Annotated in this window: 24 protein-coding genes; 11 read left to right on the top strand and 13 right to left on the bottom strand. The window is 63.1% G+C overall.

All coding sequences use genetic code 11. The annotated features are described in order from the left end of the window. Positions 1-2: 2 nt before the first annotated feature. Both lysA and O4H62_RS13375 read left to right on the top strand, forming a co-directional pair. Entirely contained in the window at positions 3-1280 is a 1278-nt protein-coding gene (gene lysA, locus O4H62_RS13380) for a diaminopimelate decarboxylase (RefSeq protein WP_269388471.1), read from the top strand. Between the two features lie 124 nt (positions 1281-1404). After that, positions 1405-3996 carry a TIGR02302 family protein gene (locus O4H62_RS13375; RefSeq protein ID WP_269388470.1) on the top strand — a complete coding sequence of 864 codons (2592 nt, stop codon included), beginning with the start codon at positions 1405-1407 and terminating at the stop codon, positions 3994-3996. Positions 3997-4011: 15 nt separating this feature from the next. Here the strand turns inward: O4H62_RS13375 and O4H62_RS13370 are convergent, their stop codons facing one another. From O4H62_RS13370 to O4H62_RS13360, 3 genes are all read right to left on the bottom strand, one after another. After that, complete coding sequence (locus tag O4H62_RS13370; protein ID WP_269388469.1) at positions 4012-4380, bottom strand: response regulator; 369 nt, start codon at positions 4378-4380, stop codon at positions 4012-4014. A 109-nt stretch (positions 4381-4489) separates the two neighbouring features. After that, positions 4490-5032 (bottom strand): hypoxanthine phosphoribosyltransferase, encoded by a 543-nt coding sequence (gene hpt / locus O4H62_RS13365; protein ID WP_269388468.1) that lies wholly within the window; start codon positions 5030-5032, stop codon positions 4490-4492. A gap of 169 nt (positions 5033-5201) precedes the next feature. Further along, entirely contained in the window at positions 5202-5816 is a 615-nt protein-coding gene (locus tag O4H62_RS13360) for a hypothetical protein (RefSeq protein ID WP_269388467.1), read from the bottom strand. A 200-nt stretch (positions 5817-6016) separates the two neighbouring features. Between O4H62_RS13360 and ftsE the strand changes: the two genes are divergently transcribed. The 4 genes from ftsE to O4H62_RS13340 all read left to right on the top strand — a co-directional run bounded on the left by ftsE (position 6017) and on the right by O4H62_RS13340 (position 9357). Next, a complete protein-coding gene (ftsE, locus tag O4H62_RS13355) occupies positions 6017-6676 on the top strand; it encodes a cell division ATP-binding protein FtsE (protein WP_269388466.1) in 660 nt (219 codons plus the stop codon). After that, a complete protein-coding gene (locus tag O4H62_RS13350) occupies positions 6669-7658 on the top strand; it encodes a cell division protein FtsX (RefSeq protein ID WP_269388465.1) in 990 nt (329 codons plus the stop codon). Before ftsE ends, O4H62_RS13350 begins: the two co-directional genes overlap by 8 nt. A 62-nt stretch (positions 7659-7720) precedes the next feature. Next, positions 7721-8452, top strand: coding sequence for a YdcF family protein (locus O4H62_RS13345; RefSeq protein ID WP_269388464.1), 732 nt, complete (start codon positions 7721-7723; stop codon positions 8450-8452). A gap of 104 nt (positions 8453-8556) precedes the next feature. Next, entirely contained in the window at positions 8557-9357 is an 801-nt protein-coding gene (locus O4H62_RS13340) for a lysophospholipid acyltransferase family protein (protein WP_269388463.1), read from the top strand. On the opposite strand, the gene O4H62_RS13335 is transcribed toward O4H62_RS13340, so the two are convergent. Beyond that, positions 9354-9893 (bottom strand): gamma-glutamylcyclotransferase, encoded by a 540-nt coding sequence (locus tag O4H62_RS13335; protein WP_269388462.1) that lies wholly within the window; start codon positions 9891-9893, stop codon positions 9354-9356. The two genes, O4H62_RS13340 and O4H62_RS13335, sit on opposite strands and share 4 nt — an antisense overlap. Positions 9894-9990: 97 nt before the next feature. Between O4H62_RS13335 and O4H62_RS13330 the strand changes: the two genes are divergently transcribed. Further along, on the top strand, positions 9991-10989 hold the full coding sequence (locus tag O4H62_RS13330) for a DUF2125 domain-containing protein (protein WP_269388461.1): 999 nt from the start codon (positions 9991-9993) through the stop codon (positions 10987-10989). Between the two features lie 3 nt (positions 10990-10992). Here O4H62_RS13330 and O4H62_RS13325 read toward each other — a convergent pair whose 3' ends face one another. From O4H62_RS13325 to O4H62_RS13310, 4 genes are all read right to left on the bottom strand, one after another. Further along, positions 10993-11928, bottom strand: coding sequence for a prephenate/arogenate dehydrogenase family protein (locus tag O4H62_RS13325; protein WP_269388460.1), 936 nt, complete (start codon positions 11926-11928; stop codon positions 10993-10995). A gap of 5 nt (positions 11929-11933) precedes the next feature. Next, complete coding sequence (hisC, locus tag O4H62_RS13320; protein ID WP_269388459.1) at positions 11934-13034, bottom strand: histidinol-phosphate transaminase; 1101 nt, start codon at positions 13032-13034, stop codon at positions 11934-11936. A gap of 81 nt (positions 13035-13115) precedes the next feature. Further along, a complete protein-coding gene (locus O4H62_RS13315) occupies positions 13116-13880 on the bottom strand; it encodes a class I SAM-dependent methyltransferase (protein ID WP_269388458.1) in 765 nt (254 codons plus the stop codon). 126 nt (positions 13881-14006) lie between these two features. Continuing rightward, positions 14007-14645: a glutathione S-transferase family protein gene (locus O4H62_RS13310; RefSeq protein WP_269388457.1), complete on the bottom strand. Its 639-nt coding sequence runs from the start codon at positions 14643-14645 to the stop codon at positions 14007-14009. 179 nt (positions 14646-14824) lie between these two features. Here O4H62_RS13310 and gloB point away from each other — a divergent pair, with 179 nt between their 5' ends. Continuing rightward, positions 14825-15595: a hydroxyacylglutathione hydrolase gene (gene gloB, locus O4H62_RS13305; protein WP_269388456.1), complete on the top strand. Its 771-nt coding sequence runs from the start codon at positions 14825-14827 to the stop codon at positions 15593-15595. A 2-nt stretch (positions 15596-15597) separates the two neighbouring features. After that, a complete protein-coding gene (locus tag O4H62_RS13300; protein WP_269388455.1) occupies positions 15598-16068 on the top strand; it encodes a cupin domain-containing protein in 471 nt (156 codons plus the stop codon). Here the strand turns inward: O4H62_RS13300 and O4H62_RS13295 are convergent. The 3 genes from O4H62_RS13295 to O4H62_RS13285 form a co-directional block, all read right to left on the bottom strand. Beyond that, on the bottom strand, positions 16046-16693 hold the full coding sequence (locus O4H62_RS13295) for a lysoplasmalogenase (RefSeq protein ID WP_269388454.1): 648 nt from the start codon (positions 16691-16693) through the stop codon (positions 16046-16048). The two genes, O4H62_RS13300 and O4H62_RS13295, sit on opposite strands and share 23 nt — an antisense overlap. Beyond that, the gene (yddG, locus tag O4H62_RS13290) at positions 16690-17583 is read right to left on the bottom strand and encodes an aromatic amino acid exporter YddG (protein ID WP_269388453.1); all 894 of its coding nucleotides are present in this window, start codon (positions 17581-17583) and stop codon (positions 16690-16692) included. The genes O4H62_RS13295 and yddG overlap by 4 nt, the downstream gene beginning before the upstream one ends. A gap of 117 nt (positions 17584-17700) precedes the next feature. Further along, positions 17701-18480 carry a DUF3108 domain-containing protein gene (locus O4H62_RS13285; protein ID WP_269388452.1) on the bottom strand — a complete coding sequence of 260 codons (780 nt, stop codon included), beginning with the start codon at positions 18478-18480 and terminating at the stop codon, positions 17701-17703. Positions 18481-18751: 271 nt separating this feature from the next. Between O4H62_RS13285 and rpmB the strand changes: the two genes are divergently transcribed. Together rpmB and O4H62_RS13275 are read left to right on the top strand one after the other, a co-directional pair. Continuing rightward, complete coding sequence (gene rpmB, locus O4H62_RS13280) at positions 18752-19048, top strand: 50S ribosomal protein L28 (RefSeq protein WP_269388451.1); 297 nt, start codon at positions 18752-18754, stop codon at positions 19046-19048. A gap of 88 nt (positions 19049-19136) precedes the next feature. Continuing rightward, on the top strand, positions 19137-19763 hold the full coding sequence (locus O4H62_RS13275) for a queuosine precursor transporter (protein WP_269388450.1): 627 nt from the start codon (positions 19137-19139) through the stop codon (positions 19761-19763). Positions 19764-19796: 33 nt separating this feature from the next. On the opposite strand, the gene O4H62_RS13270 is transcribed toward O4H62_RS13275, so the two are convergent. Together O4H62_RS13270 and cobT are read right to left on the bottom strand one after the other, a co-directional pair. Next, positions 19797-20804 (bottom strand): esterase-like activity of phytase family protein, encoded by a 1008-nt coding sequence (locus O4H62_RS13270; protein WP_269388616.1) that lies wholly within the window; start codon positions 20802-20804, stop codon positions 19797-19799. Positions 20805-20818: 14 nt separating this feature from the next. Further along, on the bottom strand, positions 20819-22720 hold the full coding sequence (cobT, locus tag O4H62_RS13265) for a cobaltochelatase subunit CobT (RefSeq protein ID WP_269388449.1): 1902 nt from the start codon (positions 22718-22720) through the stop codon (positions 20819-20821). Between the last annotated feature and the right edge of the window lie 11 nt (positions 22721-22731).

Genomic DNA, 22731 nt, shown 5'->3' with positions numbered 1-22731 from the left:
ACGTGAACCACTTTGAATATCGCGATGGCATTCTGCATGCCGAAGACGTCAGCCTGCCCGACATTGCGGCCCAGGTCGGCACCCCGTTCTATTGCTATTCCACCGCCACGCTGAGCCGCCACTACAAGGTGTTTTCGGGCGCGTTCGCCGACATCGATTCGATGGTCTGCTACGCCATGAAGGCCAATTCCAACCAGGCGGTGCTCAAGACCCTGGCCCGGCTGGGATCCGGTGTCGACGTTGTCTCCGAGGGCGAATTGCGCCGCGCCCTTGCCGCGGGCATTCCGGCCTCGAAGATCATGTTTTCCGGCGTCGGCAAGACCGTGCGCGAGATGGATGCGGCGCTCGCCGCCGACATCTATTGCTTCAACATTGAATCCGAACCCGAACTTGAGGTTCTCAACGCCCGCGCGCTTGCCATGGGCAAGGTCGCGCCAATCTCCTTCCGCATCAATCCGGATGTCGACGCCAGGACCCACGCGAAGATTTCGACCGGCAAGAAGGAAGACAAGTTCGGCATTTCCTGGCAGCGGGCGCAAGCGGTCTACCGTCATGCAGCCAGTCTTGAAGGTGTCCGTGTCACCGGCATCGACATGCATATCGGCAGCCAGATCACCGACCTGCAGCCGTTTGACGACGCCTTGAAACTGATGGTCGAGCTGATCGGCCTGTTGCGCGCCGACGGCCACGCAATCGATCATTTCGACATCGGCGGCGGCCTTGGCGTGCCCTACCGCGACGACAATGCCACGCCGCCCGATCCCGACGCCTATGCCGAGATGGTCAAGGCGCGGCTGCGTGACGTGGGCTGCAAGGTCATCCTCGAGCCCGGCCGCCTGATTGTCGCCAATGCCGGCGTGCTGGTGTCGGAAGTCATCTACATCAAGGATGGCGGCGACAAGACCTTCGTCATCGTCGATGCCGCCATGAACGACCTGATCCGGCCGACGTTGTATGAGGCCTGGCACGAGATCCGGCCGGTGAAGCTGTCGGCTGCCAGTGCGCCGCGCATTCGTGCCGATATCGTCGGCCCGGTGTGCGAGAGCGGCGACTACATCGCCAAGGACAGGGAAATGTCGGCGCTGAAGGCCGGCGACCTGATCGCCATCGGCTCGGCAGGCGCCTACGGGGCAGTCCAGTCCGGAACCTACAATACCCGGCTGCTCGTTCCCGAAGTGCTGGTCAATGGCGACAAGTTCCACGCCGTCCGCCCGCGCCCGTCCTATGACGATCTGATCGGGCTGGATTCGATTCCGGACTGGCTCGAATCAGCTTTGTGACGCCGTCGGGAGACGTCACGGATATTTTCCGTCACGGCGGTAATCCGGCTTCACTTTTTTGGCACAGGCCTCGCCTTGGCCGCAAAGACTGCTATCTTCGTTTCCGACGCTGAAGGAAAATCAGATGGCAGCCAAGCCTGACAGCAGCCAGACGCACTCCGAAAGCCGGAAGGCGCATATCCCGGACAACGAGGTTGGCCGCGTGGTCGCCTTCGGTCGCCTGCGCATGCGGGGCAACCTGGCGCTCGGCCGCATTCTTACCCTGTCCGCCCCGCTTCTTGCGATCGTGGCGCTCTATTTCAGTTTCTCCTGGCTCGGGATTTTCCGCATCGTCCCGGATTCGCTGCGGCTGCTGCTTCTCGGCATGTTCGGCCTTGGCTTGCTCGCTTCGCTCTGGCCGCTGCTCCGCTTCACACCGCCGACCCGCGCGGAGATCGATGAACGGCTGGAAGCCGAAAACCGCATCGCCAATCAGGCAATTGCCACCCAGGACGACACCATATCCGCATCCGATCCATTCGCCCGCGCGCTCTGGGACGAACATCGCCGCCGGATGGCCGGGAAGATCGGAACGCTCGAAACCGGCATTCCGCGATCCAGCCTGCCTGAACGCGATCCCTGGGGTATCCGCGTCGCGATCGCCCTGCTGCTGTTCGTGTCCTTCGGCTATTCCTTCTCCGGAAACGCCGGCAAGCCAGCCGATGCCTTTGTCAGCCATTCCGGCACCCAGCTGCCCGATGTCCGCATCGACGCCTGGATCACGCCGCCGTCCTACGTCAACCAGGCTCCGGTCTTCCTCACCGGCGTGGCGCGTCCGGAGGGAGAACCTGTCGCGGCCGTCGAGGGCAGTGAAATCACCGTCAGGATTGGCGGCAGCGCCGCGGATGCGCAGGTGCTGTGGGGCGCAGACGAAAATGCCCTGAACCCGGTTGAACCGGCCAGTGCCGCATCCGCGAGCCAGTCGGCACCGGCAACTGCGTCAACCTGGACGGTCAAGCCGGACACCGATGGCGAACTCAAGATCAGCGCCGGCAGGTCCGAGGCGGTTTTCGCCATTCGCCTGATCCCCGACGAACCGCCGGTCGCAGCCTTCGTCGAATCGCCGCGCCGTGCCGCAAATGGCGCGCTGGAACTCGACTACACGCTCTCCGACGACCACGGGATAGCAACGGCGGAAGCCGAAATCGTTCCCGCAAGCGAACCCGCGCCCGACGCCCGGCCGCTGTTTGATCCACCGAAATACCGGCTGACCCTGCCCCGGCGGTCGTCTGCCGACAACCGCGCTGTCGCAAGCCACGATCTGACCGAACATCCGCTCGCCGGCCAGAAGGTCCGCATCACCCTCGTCGCCACCGACGGAGCGGGACAGGAGGGACGCAGCGAGACGCTCGAGACCGTGCTGCCCGGACGGCGCTTTTCCGAACCGCTGGCCGCGGCGGTCGTCGAGCAGCGCGGCGTGCTGGCGCTCGATGCGAACAATCTGCAGCGGGTGTTCGACCTTCATGACGCGCTGACGATCGCCCCGGATGAAACCATACCCAACCTCACCCATTACCTGCTGCTGCAGTCGGTCAGGGGCAGGCTGGAGAATGCCCGTTCGGACGACGATCTGCGCGCGGCGATCGACTACATGTGGGGCGTGGCGCTGCAGATGGAGGACGGCAACCTGTCCCTCGCCGAGCGCCGGCTGCGCGACGCCCAGAACGCGCTTTCCGAAGCGCTGGAAAACGGCGCCACGGATGAAGAGATCGCCCGGCTGATGGATGAATTGCGCGAGGCCATGCAGGAGTACCTGCGGGAAATGGCCCGCCAGAACCCCGCCAACCAGAATGGCGAGAACCAGCAGGCCATGCCCGAAAACATGCTGCGCCAGCGCGATCTCGACAACATGCTCGACCAGATCGAAAACCTCGCCCGCTCCGGCGCCCGGGATCAGGCCCAGCAGATGCTGCAGGAACTGCAGCGCATGATGAACAACCTGCAGGCAGGCCGGCAGCAGCGCCAGCAACAGCAGGGCGGTCCGATGCGCCAGCAGATGGACAAGCTCGGCGAACTGATGCGCCAGCAGCAGCAGCTGATGGATGAGACCATGCGCGCCGACAGGGAGCGCCAGAGCCAGTCAGGCCAGGGCCGTGACCGCCAGCAGCAGGGCCAGCAGCAGCCAGGCCAGGGACAGGATCAGGGCCAGCAGGGGCAGGGCGACCAGTCACTTGAGGACATGCTCGGGGCGCTCGGCCGCAGCCAGCAGCAGCTGCGCGATGCGCTGGGGCAGTTGCAGAGCGATCTCGAAGGCCTTGGCATCCAGCCGTCGGAAGGCTTCGGCGAGGCCGGAGAAGCCATGGGCGATGCCGCCGGCAATCTTGAAGGCGGTGAAACCGGCCAGGCGCTCAGCAATCAGGGGCGGGCCTTGCAGGCGCTCAGGCAGGGCGCCGAGGACATGATGAACCAGATGATGCAAGCCATGGGCAATGAGCAGGGCGAGGCCGAAGGCGAAGGGCCGGACCGCAACGGCAACCGCTCGGCCGATGACCGCGATCCACTCGGCCGCCCGCGCGCGACCACCGGTCCGGATTTCGGCAGCCGGGTCAAGGTTCCCGACGAGATCGACATCCAGCGCGCCCGCGAGATCCTCGACGCCATCCGCAAGCGGCTCGGCGACCAACTGTCGCCGGATCTGGAGAAACGCTATCTGGAGCGCCTGCTCGACCTGCAATAGGGCTTGGTGTGAAACTCAGGCGGCCTGCGGTGTCAGCGCATCCGCGACCGCCTGGCGGATATCCGGAAGCGTGAACGGCTTCGGCACGACGTCGACCACGATCCGCATCAACGGTTCGGCGCGCTCGCGCTGCTCCGCATAGCCGGTCATCAACAGGATCGGCATGCCGGGGCTGTGTTCGGCCGTCGCGGTCGCAAGCGCGATGCCATCCATCACCGGCATCCGGATATCGGACAGAAGCAGATCGAAACCGCCTTCGATCACATGATCCAGCGCCTCGGCGCCATCGCCGGCTTCGACAATCTCGTGCCCGTCCATGACAAGCGCCCGCGCCACAAAGCGCCTGAGAGAATCTTCGTCTTCTGCGATCAGGATTCTGGCCATGTCTTTTCCCCTGTTGGTCAGGGGAACCTACGGCGCAAAACTTGCCGCAAGGTGAACGTCTGGCGCGTTCGTCACGTCGAGGCGCCGGATGCGGATCGCAGACGTCGGATCAGGCGTCGCCCTTGACCACCCCGACAAACGGCAGTTCGCGGAAGGCATAGGCCACGTCCATGCCGTAGCCGACGACAAAATAATCCGGACATTCGAAACCGACATAATCCGCGTCGAGGCTGCCTTCGCGCCGGGAGCGCTTGTCGAGCAGCACCGCGATATCGACATCGTTGGCGCCGCGCTCATACATCAGGTCGCGGGCAAATCTCAGCGTCCGGCCCGATTCGAGGATGTCGTCGATTAAAAGCACGTCGCGTCCGCGCACATCGCTGTCGATGTCCTTGATGATCTTGACGCCCTGGCTGGTGGTGCCCCGTCCGTAGCTCGAGAGCGTGATGAACTCGACTTCCGGCTCAAGTCCGGCATCGTGCAACGCCCGGATCAGATCGGCGGCAAAGATGAAGGAGCCCTTGAGGATCGAAATGACCAGCAGGTCCTTCTTCGGGCTGGCGGCGATTTCCGCAGCCATTGCGCGATTGCGCGCCGCAATCATCTCCGGTGTAAACAGGGGCTCGATGATTTTTCCGCGCACAACCGGCATTCGCGCTCTCCAGGACAGTTCGGTCAGTTATTAGCGCCCACTCCTAGAGGTCTTCGCCGTCAATTGAAAGCAATTTGATCCCGCAATGTGTCATGCAACGCTCTGCCGCACGCGCCGCCACGGTTGCGAAAGGTCAGGTTTCCGGATTCCCGGTCGAAACGGGGTCGGCTCAATCGCCTGCCGGGCGGATCATCAGGATTGATCCCGCACGTTCGATCCGGGCGGGGCGTGGCATGGGAGCCGTGAACCCGGCTGCCGCAGGCTTTGCCGTCTCGACCGGAATCGACGCCGTTACCACCGGATCGGGGGACAGGGCGGCCCGCCCGGTAATCGAGGCAGCCGGCGGGCTGATTTTCGAGACCGGCTGCTCGGTCCCGGACGACCGGACCAGCGCGTGACCGCCGACCATCCAGAAGGCTGCCGCCGCCGCTATCGCGCACACCGCCAGCGCCACCCTGGGCGACATCAATCCACCTGAGGCAACTGCGGTTCGGCTGGCTGCGAACACTCCCAGCCGCTCGCTGCGCGCCGTGGGTCCGCTGGCGAAATCGCGCGGGATTGGGCCATCGGCCTCGGGCTGCGTGATCCGGGATTTGAACACTCCGCCTGCGGCACCGCCGCGCGGTTTGTTCGAAAACACATCGCGCGGAGCGGAAACCGGCTCGAAGCAGGCGTCCTCGACGTCACGTCTCGGCGCACCATCCAGCCTCCGGTTCCGGTCCGGCATCAGAAGATCGCCTGCTCCCGGCTCGATCGCATGTGTCGCACGGCTCGAAACGCCCATGAGGCACCCCTTTTCCACCCCTGCCCTGCAGAAGGCATTGAAACATCCCTTACCGAACCGTAAATGGAAATGATTAACGCTTGGCGAACAAGCCGCGTATACCACCCGTCTGAGCAGGTGTGTTAACTCTGCATTAACCATGCCCGGCGACTCTGCGGCCAGCCGTTGCGCCCAAAGACCACCGGGACAGGAAGTGACCGTTGATCCATTTCGAAAATGTCGGTTTGCGTTACGGCATGGGGCCCGAGGTCCTGCGTGACCTGACCTTCGACATCCCCAAGAGATCCTTCCAGTTCCTGACCGGGCCGTCGGGTGCGGGCAAGACCACGCTGATGAGGCTTCTGTTCATGTCACTTAAGCCCACGCGCGGGCTGATCCGCATGTTCGATCGCGATATTTCGATGATCCCGGGTGAGGATCTGCCGCTGCTCAGGCGCCGGATCGGCATCGTCTTCCAAGATTTCCGGCTGCTCGATCACATGACCACCTATGAGAACGTCGCCCTGCCCTTGCGGGTGCGCGGCAAGGAAGAGGCGAGCTACCGGTCCGATGTGATCGAATTGTTGAAATGGGTCGGCCTGGGCGAACGCATCAACGTGCTGCCGCCGGTGCTTTCGGGCGGGGAAAAGCAACGCGTCGCCATCGCCCGCGCCCTGATCGACCAGCCCGAGGTTCTGCTCGCCGACGAGCCCACCGGCAATGTCGATCCGCCGATGGCGCAGCGCCTGCTCAACCTGTTCACCGAACTCAACCGGCTCGGCACCGCCGTTGTCATCGCCACCCACGACCTCACCCTGATGGACCGTGTCGATGCGCGCCGGATGATCCTGTCGGAAGGACGGCTCGACATCTATGACTGAGCGCGCCGATCCCAGCGACAATCAGAAGCGAGAACGCCTGGTCACGCTCAGGCCGATGGCGCCGATCGTGCCGCCGGTCAACGTCTCCGGCCATGCCCTGATGGTGGTCATCGCCATCATGTCATTTCTCTGCTCCATGACCCTTGGCGCCGTGACGATGGTGCAGGAGAAGGCCGAGGCCTGGCAGGGCGACGTCTCCCGCGAGATCACCATCCAGGTCAAACCCGATGATGGCGTCGACATGGAAGCCGCGCTCACCGAGGTCAAGACCATCGCCCTGGCCTTCCCTGGCACACTGACCGCCGAGATCGTCGATCGCGCCTCAACCGCAAGACTGCTGGAGCCTTGGCTTGGTGAGGGTTTCGACATGGACGAGCTGCCGGTACCCCGGCTGGTCATCGTCACCATCGACGAGGCGGCGCCGCCTGATTTCGACGCCATCCGGGCAAACCTTGCCGAAAGCGTGCCCACGGCAACACTGGATGATCATCGCGCCTGGGCCAACCGGCTGATCTCGATGGCGCGCATCACCGTTCTGATCGGGGTCGGCATCCTGACGCTGATGTTCGCCACAACCATGTTGACCGTCATCTTCGCCACCCGCGGCGCAATGGCCGGCAACCGCCATATCGTCGAAGTGCTGCACTTCGTCGGCGCCGAAACGAGGTTCATCGCGGCCGAGTTCCAGAAGCGCTTTCTGCTGATCGGCCTCAAGGGCGCAGCCTTTGGCGGCTGCATTGCCGCTCTCGGGTTCCTTCTGCTTGGCGCATGGCAATCCAACTCCATGGCAACGGCGCTCAATGACCAGGTCACCGCCCTGTTCGGCCGCTTCACCTTGAGCGGCGCCGGCTACTTCGGCATCGTCGGCATCGTCGTGCTGATATCTGCAATGACGGCGGTGACCACCCGCTTGACTGTCACCCGCACGATCCGTGAAATCGACCGCCAGCGGGCCGATCCGTCACTTGCGGAAATAGGTTAACTGCCCGGCTTTTGCCGCAAATCCGACTGGTCCTTGCCGGAATCTCAAGGTATTCATGGTTCATGAGCTTGGAAACCGCACAATCTGAACCGGCGACGTCCGGTACCGCCAAGACCGGCGCGCTCCGGCGCATCCGGCGCGTGGGCCATCATGGCCTGCGCATCCTGACGGTTGCGATCATCATTGGCATAGCATTGATTGCAATGGGCTTCTTCCGGTTCACCGACACCATCGCGGAATTGAAAGCCACGGAAACGCCCGGTCAAGTCGATGCGATCGTCGCGCTGACGGGCGGGTATCAGCGCATTGACCAGGCCCTGGCGCTGCTTGAAAAGGGCGTCGGCAACCGTCTGCTGATTTCCGGCGTCAACCCGTCCACAAGCGGCGCGGCACTGCGGCGAGCCACCGGCACGAAAATGGCGACCTTTGCCTGCTGTGTCGATATTGGCTACGAAGCCCTCGACACCATCGGCAACGCCAATGAGACAGCAGGCTGGATCCGCCAGCGCGGCTACAGCCGCATCCTGGTGGTCACCAACAATTATCACATGCCGCGCAGCCTGCTCGAACTGTCCCAGGCCAGCCCTGACGTGACCTTCCTGGCCTATCCGGTGACGCATACCGACCTCAAGACCGAGACCTGGCTGGAAGACCCGATCGCGCTGCGCACGCTTTTCGTCGAATACACCAAGTATTCGCTGGCCCGGCTGCGCTACTGGAGCGGCGCCAAGCCTGCAAGTGGCTTGCGGGCGGATGCAGGCGGCAAGGCTCCGGTGTCGGCTCAACTGCAGTGATTTTTCACCCGCCACAGGTTTTCGGCTGATCCCCGATAGTGTAACCCGGACGAAAGGTTCTGCCCGGTTGGCTGGCGGAGCCAGATGCTAATCCGGATGCCTCGATGATTGCCCTTCGGTCGATACTCTTCAATCTCGCGTTCTACCTGAACCTGATCGGTCGCATGATCGTGTTCTCGCCCTACTACTTTCTTGCCGAAAGGAAGGCCGCATGGAGCGTGCCCAAGAACTGGGTCAGGGCCAATCACTGGCTTCAGGCAAAGATTGTCGGCACAACATTCGAGATCGAAGGCCTCGAGAACATCCCGGAAGGCGGCTACATCTTTGCCCCCAAGCATCAGTCTTTCTGGGATGCCTATGCGTTGCTGCCGTGGCTTGACGATCCATTCTACATCCTCAAGCGCGAGTTGATGTGGATTCCGCTGTTCGGCCAGTATGTTTCCAAGATGAAGATGATTCCGGTCAATCGCGGCGCCCGCGGCAAGGTCATGGCCGAAGTGCTCGAGCGCACCAAGCGGGAGATCAAGAACGGCCGCCAGCTCATCATCTACCCCGAAGGCACCCGCCGCCCGGCAGGCGCTCCGCCGGACTACAAATACGGTATCGCACGGCTGTACCGTGACCTCGACGTGCCGGTCGTCCCCGTGGTCATGCATCCCGGCCTGTTCTGGCCAAGGCGCAAGTTTCTCCGCTTTCCCGGTCATTTCAAGGTGCAGATCCTGCCGCCGATTGCTCCGGGCATGGATCCCGACGCCTTCATGGACGAGCTGGTCGAGGTCATGGAAACCGCCAGCGACAAGCTGCTTGTCGAGACGGTGAAAGCCAACCCGCAGGTTCCATTGCGCGAGGATGCCCGGCGCAGGCTCAAGGAACTCGGGGCATTGCCCTCGGATCCGCGGCTTTAGTGACCGGCGAGGCGCCCCGGGAAGTCGAGGGCATGTGCGACCGCCTCGAGATGATGGTCGCGAATGCGCAGTGTCCGCAGATGCTCGACGGTATTGATCACGTAGTCCTCGTTGGGGCCCGACTGCCCGACAGCGCCCGAGACCTGTGAAAACGCTTCGTCCACAGACAGCGCGCCCGCATATTGCCTGTGTCCACGGTCAACGACATAGGTCAGCGCCCGGACATCCCGCCCGTCATCCAGCCGCACCCTGCGGGTAGTCTCGAGATAGACATTGGTCACCAGTTCGCGTTCGCGCAGGTAGCCGGTGACCGCGTCGCGGTAATCCGCCCGAACCTTGAACGCCACCCCGTGACAGGATCCGCCGCGATCCAGCCCCAGCACCAGTCCCGGCCGTTCCGGCGTGCCGCGATGCACGAAGGAACGCACGCAAAGCGCCCGGTGATAACCGAACAGCTGCGCCTGGCGCGTTTCTTCATGATCGAAACCTGGCCGCCACATCAGCGATCCATAGCCAAACACCCAAAAATCGTCCATATCGCAGCCCATGTTGCCGGCCGGAAGCCGTAATAACATCTGTTTCAAGCTTAACCGCCATGTCGGCCCTTATTGCAGGCCACGCACGGAGAACGCAATGCCATCATCCGCCAATGTCTCGTCTCCGGTATCGCGCAAATTCGCCTGGCTTGTCGGGGCGATTGTCGCCGCAGGGCTGCTCTGGACTGGCGGCTGGTACTTCTTCGCCGCGAAAATCGAGGAGCACCTTCCCTCGACCCTGGCGCAGATCGTCGGCCCGGGCGCCACAGCCGAATGCACCAATGCGGATGTCCGCGGATACCCTTTCCGCGTTGGCCTGTTTTGCGAGGCGCTATCCTACGCCAACGCCGCCGAAGGCATCACCACCACCGCCGGGGCATTCCGCTCGGCCGCGCAAGTCTACCGCCCGCAACATGCCGTCGCCGAGGTTGACGGCCCCCTGGTTCTGGATGCCTCCGGCCTGATCCTGCGCGCCGACTGGCAGCTGCTGCAGGCCAGTATTCAGGCGGTTTCCGACGGGCTCGATCGCGGATCGATCGATGCACGCAACACCAGTTTCGATATCGATGGTACCGGATTGACCCAGCGGCTCGCCCTGCAGGCGGACCGGATCACGGCACACGCCCGGCGAAACGGCGCCGATCTCGATGTGGCTGCCTACAGCGAAAACCTGCGCAACACGCTTTTTGCCGGACTGAACGCAAAGGCCTTTGCCTTTGAAGCGACCCTGTCAGGAAAGTCCGACATGTTGCGGGTTCCCTTCACGCCGCTGCATGGCCCCTTTGCTGCAGTGCTACACCGTGTGGAGATCGAGTTCGACGCAACATCCTCGCTTGAGCTGGCTGGCCCGGTTCAAGTCGGGGCTGACGGACGCATCTCCGGCAATCTCGAACTGACCATCGGCAACGTGCAGCGGTTGTCCGATCTCGTCGCAGGCTTCAATCCCGACAGCGCCGATCTGATCCGGCGCTTTGGTCCGATGATTGCGGCGCTGGACACAAGGCCGGGCGACGACGCCACGACCCTGCCCCTGACCATCAGCAACAGCCAGGTCACGCTCGGGATCATCCCGCTCGGTGAATTGCCCGCTTTCTGAGGCCTACTCGGCCGCGTCCGTCTTCGCCGCGTTGCGGCCGAAGTTGGGGGCATCGGTGTCCTGGCCGGCCTCGATGATCGAGCGGCGGATGCCGCGGGTCCGGGTGAACAGTTCGAACAGCTTGTCGCCGTCGCTCCACCGGATCGCCCGCTGTAGCGAGGACAGATCCTCGGAAAACCGCGCCAGCATTTCAAGGATCGCATCCTTGTTGTGCAGGCAGACATCGCGCCACATCACCGGATCGGACGCGGCCAGGCGGGTGAAGTCGCGGAAACCCGAGGCCGAGTACTTGATCACTTCGGATTTCGTCACCGCTTCCAGATCATCGGCGGTGCCGACGATGTTGTAGGCGATGATATGCGGAAGATGCGACACGATCGCCAGCACCAGGTCATGGTGATCGGGATCCATCTGCTCGACCGTCGAACCGCAGGCTTCCCAGAATTCCGCCAGCCTTGCGATTGCTTCGGCATCGGTGCCCGCCGGCGGCGTCAGGATGCACCATCGTCCCTCGAACAATTCGGCAAAGCCTGCCTCCGGACCGCTTTGCTCGGTACCCGCGATCGGGTGCCCGGGGACAAAATGAACGTTGCCGGGCATGTGCGGCTGCATCTGCCGCACCACCGACGCCTTGGTCGAGCCCACGTCGGTGACGATTGCGCCGGGTTTCAGATGCGGCCCGATTTCCCGGGCCACCGCCTCCGAAGCACCGACCGGAACCGAGACGATCACCAGGTCAGCATCGGCGACGGCTTCCGCGTTCGAATTGAAATAGCTGTCTCCCAGCCCGAGCCTGCGTGCCGCCTCCAGTGTCACTTCGCTTCGCGTGGCGATCGCAACATGACCGGCCAGCCCCTTGGCGCGGATCACCCGCGCCAGCGACGAGCCGATAAGGCCAATGCCGATCAGGGCAACAGTCTCGAACATGGGTTTGGTCATGATATTCAGGCCATAAAGCTCTTCAGCGCTTCGATCACGCCGAGATTGGCTTCCTCGCTGCCGATTGTCAGTCGGAGCGCATCCGGCAGGCCATAGCCCGCCACCCGCCGCAGCACGTATCCGCGGGACGAGAGATACTCGTCCGCTTCCGCTGCTGTCTTGCCCGGTGTGGTGGGGAAATGAATCAGCACGAAATTGCCGACCGACGGCGTCACCGACAGCCCTATGGCCTCGATGGCCTCGACGACGCGGCCTAGCCATTTTTCATTGTGCTCGACGGCCCGTTCGACATGGGTCCGGTCGCTAATCGCGGCCGCACCGGCGGTGATCGCCAGGGCGTTGACATTGAACGGCCCACGCACCCGGTTGCAGGCGTAGATGATCGCTTCATGCGCATACATCCAGCCGATCCTAAGGCCCGCAAGCCCGTGGATCTTCGAGAATGTCCGCGTCATCACCACGTTGGGATTGGCCGAAACCAGCTCGATGCCGGCCTCGTAGTCATTGCGCCGCACATACTCGGCATAGGCCGCATCCAGCACCAGGATCACGTGACCGGGCAAACCGGCATGCAGCCTGCGGACTTCGCTGACCGGCAAGTAAGTCCCGGTCGGATTGTTCGGATTGGCCAGGAAAACCAGCTTGGTCCGCTCAGTCACCGCACCCAGGATGCGGTCGACATCGGCCACCAGGTCATCGGTGTCAGGAACGGAAACCGGAGTGGCGCCCGCAGCCAGGATCTGGATCCTGTAGACGAGGAAACCGTGATCGGTGAACAGGCCCTCGTCACCGGGCGCCAGATAGGTCTGGCACAACAGGCCGAGCAGTTCGTCCGAACCGTTGCCGCACATGATGTTGTCCGGATTGAGCCCGTAGGTACGGCTGATCGCATCGCGCAGCACATGCGCGGAACCGTCCGGGTAGAGGGCCAGGTTGGCATTCTTTGCAGCCAGCGCCTCGGCGACCTTGGGGCTTGGCCCCAGCGGCGATTCATTGGAGGAAAGCTTGTAGACCTTGGCAACGCCATGGGCGGTCTCGCGCCCGGGCACGTAGGCGGCGATATCCATTACGCCCGGTTTCGGGCGGGGCATGTCGGTGCTGCTCATGAAGAAAGTTCCTTGCAAGCTGAAAACCAAGGCTGAGACGGCGGAAATAGCCTCTTGCAGCGATCTTGTCGAGAGCGTCCCTCAGACCGGTGACTTGGGCATTTTGGCCTGACGATGCGCGGCGCGCGAGGTTTGTGGAGATAGCACCGGCACGAACACCCGGCGTGAAGCGCGTGCGGCGACCGGCAGGCCCTGGTAAAGCCGCTTCTGCGCCTCAACGATGATCACACCGGAAAACACGGGCCACAGTCTGCGGCCAAGCCGTTCAAGGATACGTTGCATGCGAAGCACCACACCGCGTTTCGAGGGTGGGAAGAACAGCGCCTCGGCGAAGGCGCCGGGCGTGAAATTGCTTTCACGCAGGATCGTCACAAGCTGTCCGCGCGAATAGGGGCGTCCGGCGCCGAACGGCGTGTGCTCGAACCTCGCCCACATGCCTCGCCGGTTTGGCGCAACGATCACCAGCCGCCCACCGGGCGCCAGCACCCGCCACAGCTCCTTCAGCGTTTCGCGCGGGTTCTCGGCAAATTCCAGCGAATGCACCATCAGCACGCGATCCATCGACGCGTCCGGCAACGGCAGCTCCTCATCGAACACCAGCGCCGTGGCGGAGGGCCCGCCGACAGGCCAGTTCACTGCGCCCTGGCCTGCGGGCATGAACGCAAACGTCCGCTCCGCATCGGGCCGGAATCTGTCAAGGTAAGGCGTCGCGTAGCCCAGGCCCATCAATCGCTCCCCGGGCAGGTTCACCCAGATCGATGACAACGCCATGGCGACCGAGTGCTCGGCAATCATGCCGAGCCGCGAATGATAGAACTGTCTCAAATCAACGATGTCGGCATGCATGACTGTAGGCCTGATTGGATCGAACGGGTACAGACCGGAACCTTACACGTTCCGCCCGGACCGAACACCAGCAAAGCCCTCATTTCGCAAACGGAACCACATAGCCTGGATTGGTGCCGGCTTCGTTCAGGCCGGTATGGGTGGCAGTTCACGAGCCTGCAGTCCATCGAACGGGTCCCGCCAGGACGGAAACCCTTCCAGCCGACCATACCAGCGGATGATGGCATCCAGCCCGTCCAATGGCAATTTGGCAATGTCATTGAAGGGCAGGAACGTCGCCATGCGGAAGTCTGCGTAGGAGGGCGCGTCACCGGAAAGCCATTCTCTTGACGAGAGATGCGCCTCAAGAATGGCGCAGGCAGTTTGAAACTGGCTCAATCCATCTTCGACATTGCCTTCATCGACAGGACCCATTCCGTAGCGCTGCTTTGTCCCCCGCTCGAAATGGACCATGTCGCAGGCATGGACAAAATTGGCCTTTCCCCAACTGATCCAGCGGATCATGTCCGGTTCGTCATCGCCGGTGCGCCAGAAGTTGGATCCCATGAAGCGGGAAAGTCTGCAGGCAATGGCATCAGCCTCCCAGAGGGTGGTCCCGTTTTCCTCCAGAATTGGAATGCTCAGATTAGGGTTCAATCTGGAGAAGCGCTCGGCTTGCCCTTCTGCGAACGGTGCGGCGAACTCGAACTCCACTGGCGCATTGAGATATCGCGCCACCGCAACCGCCAATCGAGGATTTGGATTTCTGCTGAAATAGAGTTTCATCGGTCAGCTCACATCCTTGGTGGTTCATGACTGGCAAGTGGCGATCAAGCTCTGCCCTTATGATGACAAAATCAATTCCATGTTTGAGCTGGAAAAGGTCTCGCCTATCCGAAGGTGACGCAGCACGGCCCGACGGCTATGCTGCAGAAGATGATTCAAACGATTGCCGGAGAAATGCAATGACCAGCCTCTTGATCGAGCAATTTACCTGCAGGCAGGACAATTTCGGTGTCATCCTGCATGATCCGCTGACCGGCGAGACTGCAAGCATCGACGCCCCGGACGGGTCGCGGATCGCCGGTCGTCTGGGCCAGGATGGATGGAAGCTCACGCACCTGTTCATCACCCATCACCACCCCGATCATGTCGAGGGCATCCCGGCCCTTGCCGAAACCTGGTCGCCAAAGATCATCGGACCGGCTGCAGAGGCGGCAAAGATCTCCGGGCTGACCCAGACCGTGAATGATGGCGACACCTTCGATTTCGCGGGCAGGACCGTGAAAGTCATATCGACGCCGGGCCATACCGCGGGCCATGTCTGTTTCTACATTCCCGATGAGGCATTGCTGTTTGCCGGCGACACGCTTTTCGCGCTCGGTTGCGGCCGGCTCTTCGAAGGCTCGCCCCAGGATATGTACGGCTCCCTTTCACGTCTCGCAGAGCTTCCCGACGAAACCCGCGTCTATTGCGGCCACGAATACACCCAGTCGAACGCCCGCTTCGCCGTCTCGGTCGATCCGGACAACGAGACCCTTGCCAAGCGCGCAAAGGAAATCGACGAACTGAGGTCGAAGCGGCTGCCGACGCTTCCGACCACGATCGGCTTCGAAAAGCGCACCAATCCTTTCATGCGGACAGGCGACCCGGCCATTCGCAAGCAGCTTGGCATGGAGAGCGCCAGCGATGTCGAGGTCTTTGCGGAACTGCGCCGGCGCAAGGACAGTTTCTGACCATGCATGCGTCGATGTCGGCCCGCGAGATCATCGCCCTTCTCGGCATGCGAGAGCATCCGGAAGGCGGCTGGTATCGCGAAACCTTCCGCGACAGCGCCGGCGGCGAGCGCGGCAATTCGACGGCGATCTACTATCTGCTTGAAGGCGGCGACTGTTCGCACTGGCATCGCGTCACCGACGCGGTGGAAATCTGGCACTGGTACGGCGGCGGACCGCTGGCTCTCACGCTCTCGGCTGATGGATGCAATGCTCAATCCCACCGGCTCGGCATGAACCTGGCGTCCGGCGAGCGGCCGCAGATCGTCGTGCCCGCCAATTGCTGGCAGTCGGCGGCCTCGCTCGGCGCCTGGACGCTGGTCGGCTGCACGGTGGCGCCGGGCTTTGAATTCGCAAGCTTCGAGATGGCGCCGCCCGACTGGCGTCCCTCGCCTTTCGAAGGCGCCCCGGTCAGGCCAAAAGGCCAAGCGTGATCAGCACCTGTCCGGCGTAGTAGAGGACCCACACCGCCGGGCTCGTCAGCCGCCGCAGCCGGCTGCCTTCGGGCATGAGGAACTTCTCCGATCCGAGAATGGCGTCGGACGCCATGAACAGCGCCGCGCCGAGCAGAACCAGCCCGCCGAGCGTCACCCCGCCAAGCCCCATCACGGCAATCGCCAGAACATAGGCCGCCACCGGCAAGGCGAGCGGCCCGGCCTTGCGAACCATCAGCGTTCCCATGCCGGCGCCGAATGCGATGACCGCCAGCAGCCCGGGCAGCGACGCATCGGCAAATCCCGGTCCAATGGTGAGAAACAGCACCGCATAGGCGATATGGGCGGCGAGGAAGCTGCCCAGCCCGCCCAGAAAGGCCACGTCGCCCTCATGCGCCAGGAACGCATCGCCAAGCGCCGACAGGATCAGCGCCAGCACCAGCAGCCACGAACCGCCCAGGTGCAGCGCCAGAGCCGCCAGCGCCCCGACAGCCACCGTCTTGGCAATGGTCCGTGTCAGCGACGACGGCCGACCGAGCATGAACAGGTAGACCACGAAACCCAGCATCGAAATCGCCGACAGCCCGGCTCCGACGAGGCCTATGGTGCCAAGCGGCCAGGTCACGCCGAAATCTTTCCTCTGGCAGGCACCTTGCCCTTGAGCAGATCCTTGGCCGCCAGAAAGGCGCCACCGGTAATCAGCAGACAGGCGACCGCAATACCGATGCTCGCCTTGCCATGCCCGAACAGGATCAGGATCAGCGTCGACAAGAGCGGCGCGGCGTAGCTCGCCACGCCCAGCACCTGGATGTCGCCCTTCTTGACCCCGTAGTCCCAGGCATAGAAGGCCAACCCGACCGGCCCGAGACCGAGACCGATGACGGCCAGCCATTGACCGGAGGTTTCCGGCCAGACCGTGGTTTCGAGAAGCACGTGGCAGACCGCCGACAACACCGCGGAAATCACGCAGAACCCGGCAATCACATCGGTCGGGGTTGCGCCAAACCGCCGCGACATAAGCGAATAGCCCGACCATGTCAGCGCGCAGAGGCCCGCGGCGCCATAGCCGATCAGGTTGCCGCCGCCGAAGCCGCCCTCGGCGCCGCGAACCAGGATCAGCGCCGTCCCCGCCAGGCCCATCAGGGCGCCGGCGACATGATGCCAACCCAGCCGCTCGCCCGGCAGCAGCGCCGATCCGACAACGATCAGCAAGGGCCAGAGATAGGCGATGAGGCCTGCTTCGACCGCAGGCGCGTTTCTGAGCGCGGTAAAATAGAGAAAATGATAGCCGAACAGTCCGAACAGCCCCAGCGCCCAGACCTTGGCCGGTTGCCTGAAGGCCCGGAACCGCTTCGGATCCCTCAGCATCGCGGCAAGTCCGATCAGCGACCCGATCAGGAAACAGATCGCCGAGAGCTGGAAAGGCGGCATTGTGCCCGAGGCAGCCGTCAACACCGCCAGCGCCGACCACATCACGATGGCGGAGAACCCGACAAGCGTGGGAATGTTTCGCATCATGTCACTCCCACCACGCACGTTGCACCGCATCTGAACGGCTTGCGCAACGATGGCTCTCAGGCAATCGAAGAAATCCCCTGGGCGCGATCCTCACGCCCAGGGGATTTCCAAATCCTATCCGCCAATTCTCGTGGCCGCAACAATCACCTTGCCGATCTTTGTCGGCACCTGGGCATAGACCGGTCCGTACAGCCCCAGGCTCTCGTGCTTGGCAAACCAGACTTCCATGCCCTTTACGCCTTCAAGATACTTGATGCCGGACGAGTTCTTCCGGTAGCCGGAATTCGGCTCGAACCGGACGCTGCAGACGATTGCATCGCCTTTGAAGCCTTTCGTCCGGAAGGGACGCACGCTTTTCGGGCTCAGATGCAGCGTGGCCCGCGATTCACCGTCAAAAATCGGCAGGCTGCGCGGGCAGACCGAAGTTCCGGCCGGGAACAGCAGGCCCGAGAGCGGATCGAGCACTGCGCGCAAATCGCCTTCGAGCAACGGCACCCAGTCATCCGGCTTTGTCTTCTCCTCCGGCTCGTTGGTGGCCGAGCGGACGGCGCCGTTCACGAACGTGACCGCGGTGCGGTGTTTGTTCTTGCCGCTCGTGTAATTGACGAGATAATCCGATGCCATCAGCTTGTCCGCGGCGACGGTTCCCGAGACGCTGGCATTGCCACGGACCTTGGAGAAAAGATCCGAGAAGGCCGATGATCGCATATCGCCCGATATCTTGTAGGACGTGCCGTCAAGTTCGGTGACGAAATTGGCCGATGCCACGGGGAAGCCGACCAGCGAAACCTTGTAATCGGTCTTTACCTGCACCGGCTCGGCCGAGGCTTGCTGCGCTGCTCCCAGACCAGCAGCCACGATCAGACCTGTCAGAAACATCTTTACACGTGCCATAGGGGTTCCTTTCCCTTCATCTCATCTGCCACGTTTATCCAATTCCCATCCTGAACCCAGACTGAACACGCAGCCATCCGCCGACTGCAACGCCGAGAATCGGTTTTATTGAGGTTTGGCGACCGGGATTGCGGGTTTGCGGTCATTGGCGGCTTGACGCGGCTTGCTGGTCTGACTATAGACACGCGACTTCCGATAAAGGCCTGCGGTCCTTTGGGTGAGCCTCCTGTTTGGCTCCGCCCGTCCGCTGGCGAAGAGATATAGGTGCAAAATGTCACGCAGCTGTGAATTGACCGGCAAGGCTGTACAGTCCGGAAACAATGTCAGCCACGCCAACAACCGGACCCGTCGCCGGTTTCTGCCGAACCTGTGCAACGTCACGCTGATTTCCGATGCACTCGGCCAGCGTTACCGTCTGCGGATTTCCGCAAACGCCCTGCGCACGGTTGAGCATCGCGGCGGTCTCGACGCATTCCTGGCCAAGGCCAAGGATGCCGAGCTGTCCATGCGCGCGCGTCTGCTCAAGCGTCAGATCGCCAAGAAGCTCGACGAAAAAGCCGCTGCCTGAACCAGGCTGAAGGCTTCTCGATTATGATGGCGGGCTTCATGCCCGCCTTCATCGTTTTCAACTGGTGGCATCAACCCAGGATAAAAAAATGCGAACGATCCCCTCTGTCTTGCCGTTCATGGCCCTCATGGCCGCCGTCGTCGTGGCATCGAACTTCCTGGTTCAATTCCCGGTCGATTACGCTCTTGGCGCGCTCAATCTCGCCGATCTCCTGACCTGGGGGGCGTTCACCTACCCGGTGGCGTTTCTGGTCACCGATCTCGCCAATCGCCGCTTTGGCCCCGGCACTGCCCGCCTGGTGGTGTTCTGTGGCTTCGTGATCGCCGTCGCCTTGTCGGTCTGGCTTGCAACACCGCGCATCGCCATAGCCTCGGGATCGGCATTCCTGCTGGCCCAGCTCCTCGACGTCTCGATCTTCGACCGGCTGCGCAACCGGATCTGGTGGCTGCCTCCGCTGGTCTCCACCATCATCGGCTCCGGCCTCGACACCCTGGTCTTCTTCGGCCTCGCCTTTTCGCAGGCGGCCAACATCATCGGCCCGGGCGATGCATTTGCGAGTGAAGCCGCACCCCTGCTGGGCGTGTTTGCCATGGAACTGCCGCGCTGGGTGTCGTGGGCGCTCGGAGATCTCGCCGTCAAGCTGATCGTAGGACTGTCGATGCTGCTGCCCTACGGCGTTCTGATCCCGGTCCTGGCGCCGCAAGGCCGCGCCTGAAAAGCTTCTGCGGTCGCCCTCCCGGAAAACCGATTACCTGTCGTCGCCGAGATAGCGGAACTCAAGCACCAGGTTCCGCTGCAGGATCGAATGGTTGTCGTCCGATACCAGCGTGACGAATATCTGCCCGGCATCGTCGGTGCTCACGTCCAGGCCTTCCATATTGTCGATCTGCTCGCCGAAATCGGCTTCCAGCAGAACCGGTCCGTCAACCAGGTTTCCGGCTCCAAGCCGGCTGCCGTCGATACGGCGAATGCGCATGCCGATGCCCTCGGCGATCGAGAAGCGCCGCTCCAGCAGCAACAGGTCGCCATTGGGCAGGAAATCACCGTCAGTCACATCATAGGGCGGATGCCGCTTGACGAAGAACACGCCCTTCGACGGCCCGGTCAGCACGGCCGCGTAGATATCGCCACTGGCATTGAGGCTCTTCTCCGAGACGACAACCGCCTCCCCGGCGAGAGCGGAGGCCTCCGGCGCAACCATGATCGCTTCCAGGCCACGGTTGTTGCGCAGCTCCGTGAGCGGAATCTGCAGCGGCAGCGATCCCGACGGCCGGGAACTGCCCGGCGCCTTGGCCGGATAGACATCGACCCGGCTGCGCCGCTCGAAACTGACCAGTACCTCGTCGCCCCGCACCGCCAGGCCTTCGGCATCAACCCGCCACTTTTCCTCCGAGGACTCGCCCTCGGCATCGAGAATCGGCGAGACCGTAAAATCCGCAATCCCGATCAGTTTGCCGTCTGCATCGCGCTCGAAACGCCCGGCATACCAGTACCCGGTGTCCATCACGCCTAGGAACCGGTTCCTGTCGGCAGACAGCCGGATCCCCGACATCGCGCCGAGCGCCGCGCTCGACGAACTCAGTTCCAGCCCGCCAATAAATTCGAAATCGCCAAAGCGGGTCTGATCCGAGCCGACCCTGAAATTGGGGATCAGCCGTGAATTGATCTGGATGCTCTCATCATCGGCGCGGAGCGGGAAGATGGCCGAAGCCGTCAACAGGGCAAGGACGGAGCCAAGGACCGACAGCCGCGCCATGGTGCGCAGCCGGATCACGCCCGCTTGCGTCCGCGGCGGGATTGCGGCCCGCCGGCTTCATCGGCAAACAGCGCTGCCAATTGCTCGGTCATCGCGCCGGCCAGTTCTTCCGCATCGACGATCGTCACCGCACGCCGGTAGTAGCGGGTGACGTCGTGGCCGATACCGATGGCCAGCAATTCAACCGGCGAACGGGTTTCGATCTCCTCGATGACCGCGCGCAGATGCCGCTCGAGATAATTGCCCGGATTGACCGAAAGCGTGGAATCGTCGACCGGCGCACCATCGGAAATCATCATCAGGATTTTCCGCTGTTCAGGCCGTCTCGTCAGCCGCGAGTGCGCCCAGATCAGCGCTTCGCCGTCGATATTTTCCTTGAGCAGGCCTTCCCGCATCATCAGCCCGAGATTGCGCCGGGCGCGGCGCCATGGCGCATCCGCGGACTTGTAGATGATGTGGCGCAAGTCGTTGAGCCGGCCGGGCGCCGCCGGCTTGCCGCCGGTGAGCCACTTCTCGCGGCTCTGGCCGCCCTTCCAGGCTTTCGTGGTGAAGCCCAGCAATTCCACCTTGACGCCGCAGCGCTCGAGCGTGCGCGCCAGAATGTCGGCGCAGGTTGCGGCCACCGTGATCGGCCGGCCGCGCATCGAGCCGGAATTGTCGATCAGCAGCGTCACCACGGTGTCGCGGAAGTTGGTATCGCGCTCCATCTTGAACGACAGCGGCTGCATCGGGTCGATGATCATCCGGGTCAGCCGCGCGCTGTCGAGGTAACCCTCTTCGAGATCGAAGTCCCAGGCGCGGTTCTGTTGCGCCATCAGCCGGCGCTGAAGCCGGTTGGCGAGCCGTCCGACCACGCCCTGCAGATGCGCCAGCTGTTTGTCGAGGAAGGCCCGCAGCCGGTCGAGTTCAGCCTCGTCGCAGAGTTCTTCCGCCGAAATCTCCTCATCGAACTCGGTGGTGAAGACCTTGTAGTCGATCTTCACGTTGAGTTCATCGAACGGGTCGCTGGACTTGCGCGTCTCGCCCGGCGTGTCGGCATCCTCGTCGCTGTCGTCGATGGTGTCATCGTCGCCCGCTTCGGCGCCGTCCATCTCGCCGGAATCCATCTGCTCTTCCGAGGTCTCGCTTTCCTCCGCCGGCGCGGCATCCGATCCGGCCTCTTCCTGCGAAGACTGGTCGTTCTCCTCGTCGCTGCGCGGCTGATCCTCGTCCGAGACCTCGTCCTGGTCGTCCTGCTCGCTGTCGTCCTCGCCGTAATCCTCGGCCATCTCCATGGCCGAGAGCATTTCGCGCACGACGCGGGCAAAGGCCTGCTGGTCCTCGACCGAGCCCTCGAGCGTATCGAGCACGCTGCCGGCCTTGTCCTCGACGAAATCGCGCCACAGCTCGACCACCTGGCCGGCCGATTGCGGCGGCTTGCGGCCGGTCAGCTTCTCGCGGACCATCAGCGCCAGCGCTTCCTCAAGCGGCGCATCCTCGCGGCTGACGATCCCCTGGTAGTTGGCGCGCTGATACTTGTCCTCGAGCATCGAGGTCAGGTTGTCGCCGACTCCGGTCATCCGCCGCGCCCCGATCGCCTCGACCCGGGCCTGCTCAACAGCATCATAGACCGCGCGGGCATCGGGTCCCTGCGGCGCCATGCGGGCGTGGACCGTGTCATCGTGGCAGGCCTTGCGCAGCGCCATGGAATCGCCGATGCCGCGTGTGACGGAGAAATCGTTCTTTGTCGGCCGCTTCGGCAGATCGGGCAGCCGCGCCCGCTCGCCGGAAATGCCCGGCCGGTCAGTCCCGAAGACAACCTCGAGATCATGATCGCCGGCGATCGCCCGCACGCAGCCGGTCAGCGCCCGCCGGAACGGCTCGGCGTCAACGGTGCCGGTTGGCTTTGCTCGGGAATTGTCGCCGCGTCCGGCCATGGAACTATCCG

This window comes from Parahoeflea alexandrii, from assembly GCF_027214025.1.
Classification (GTDB): Bacteria; Pseudomonadota; Alphaproteobacteria; order Rhizobiales; family Rhizobiaceae; genus Hoeflea; species Hoeflea alexandrii_A.
Note: the sequence above shows the minus strand (reverse complement) of the source record. Positions and strands in the feature narration are given on the sequence as shown.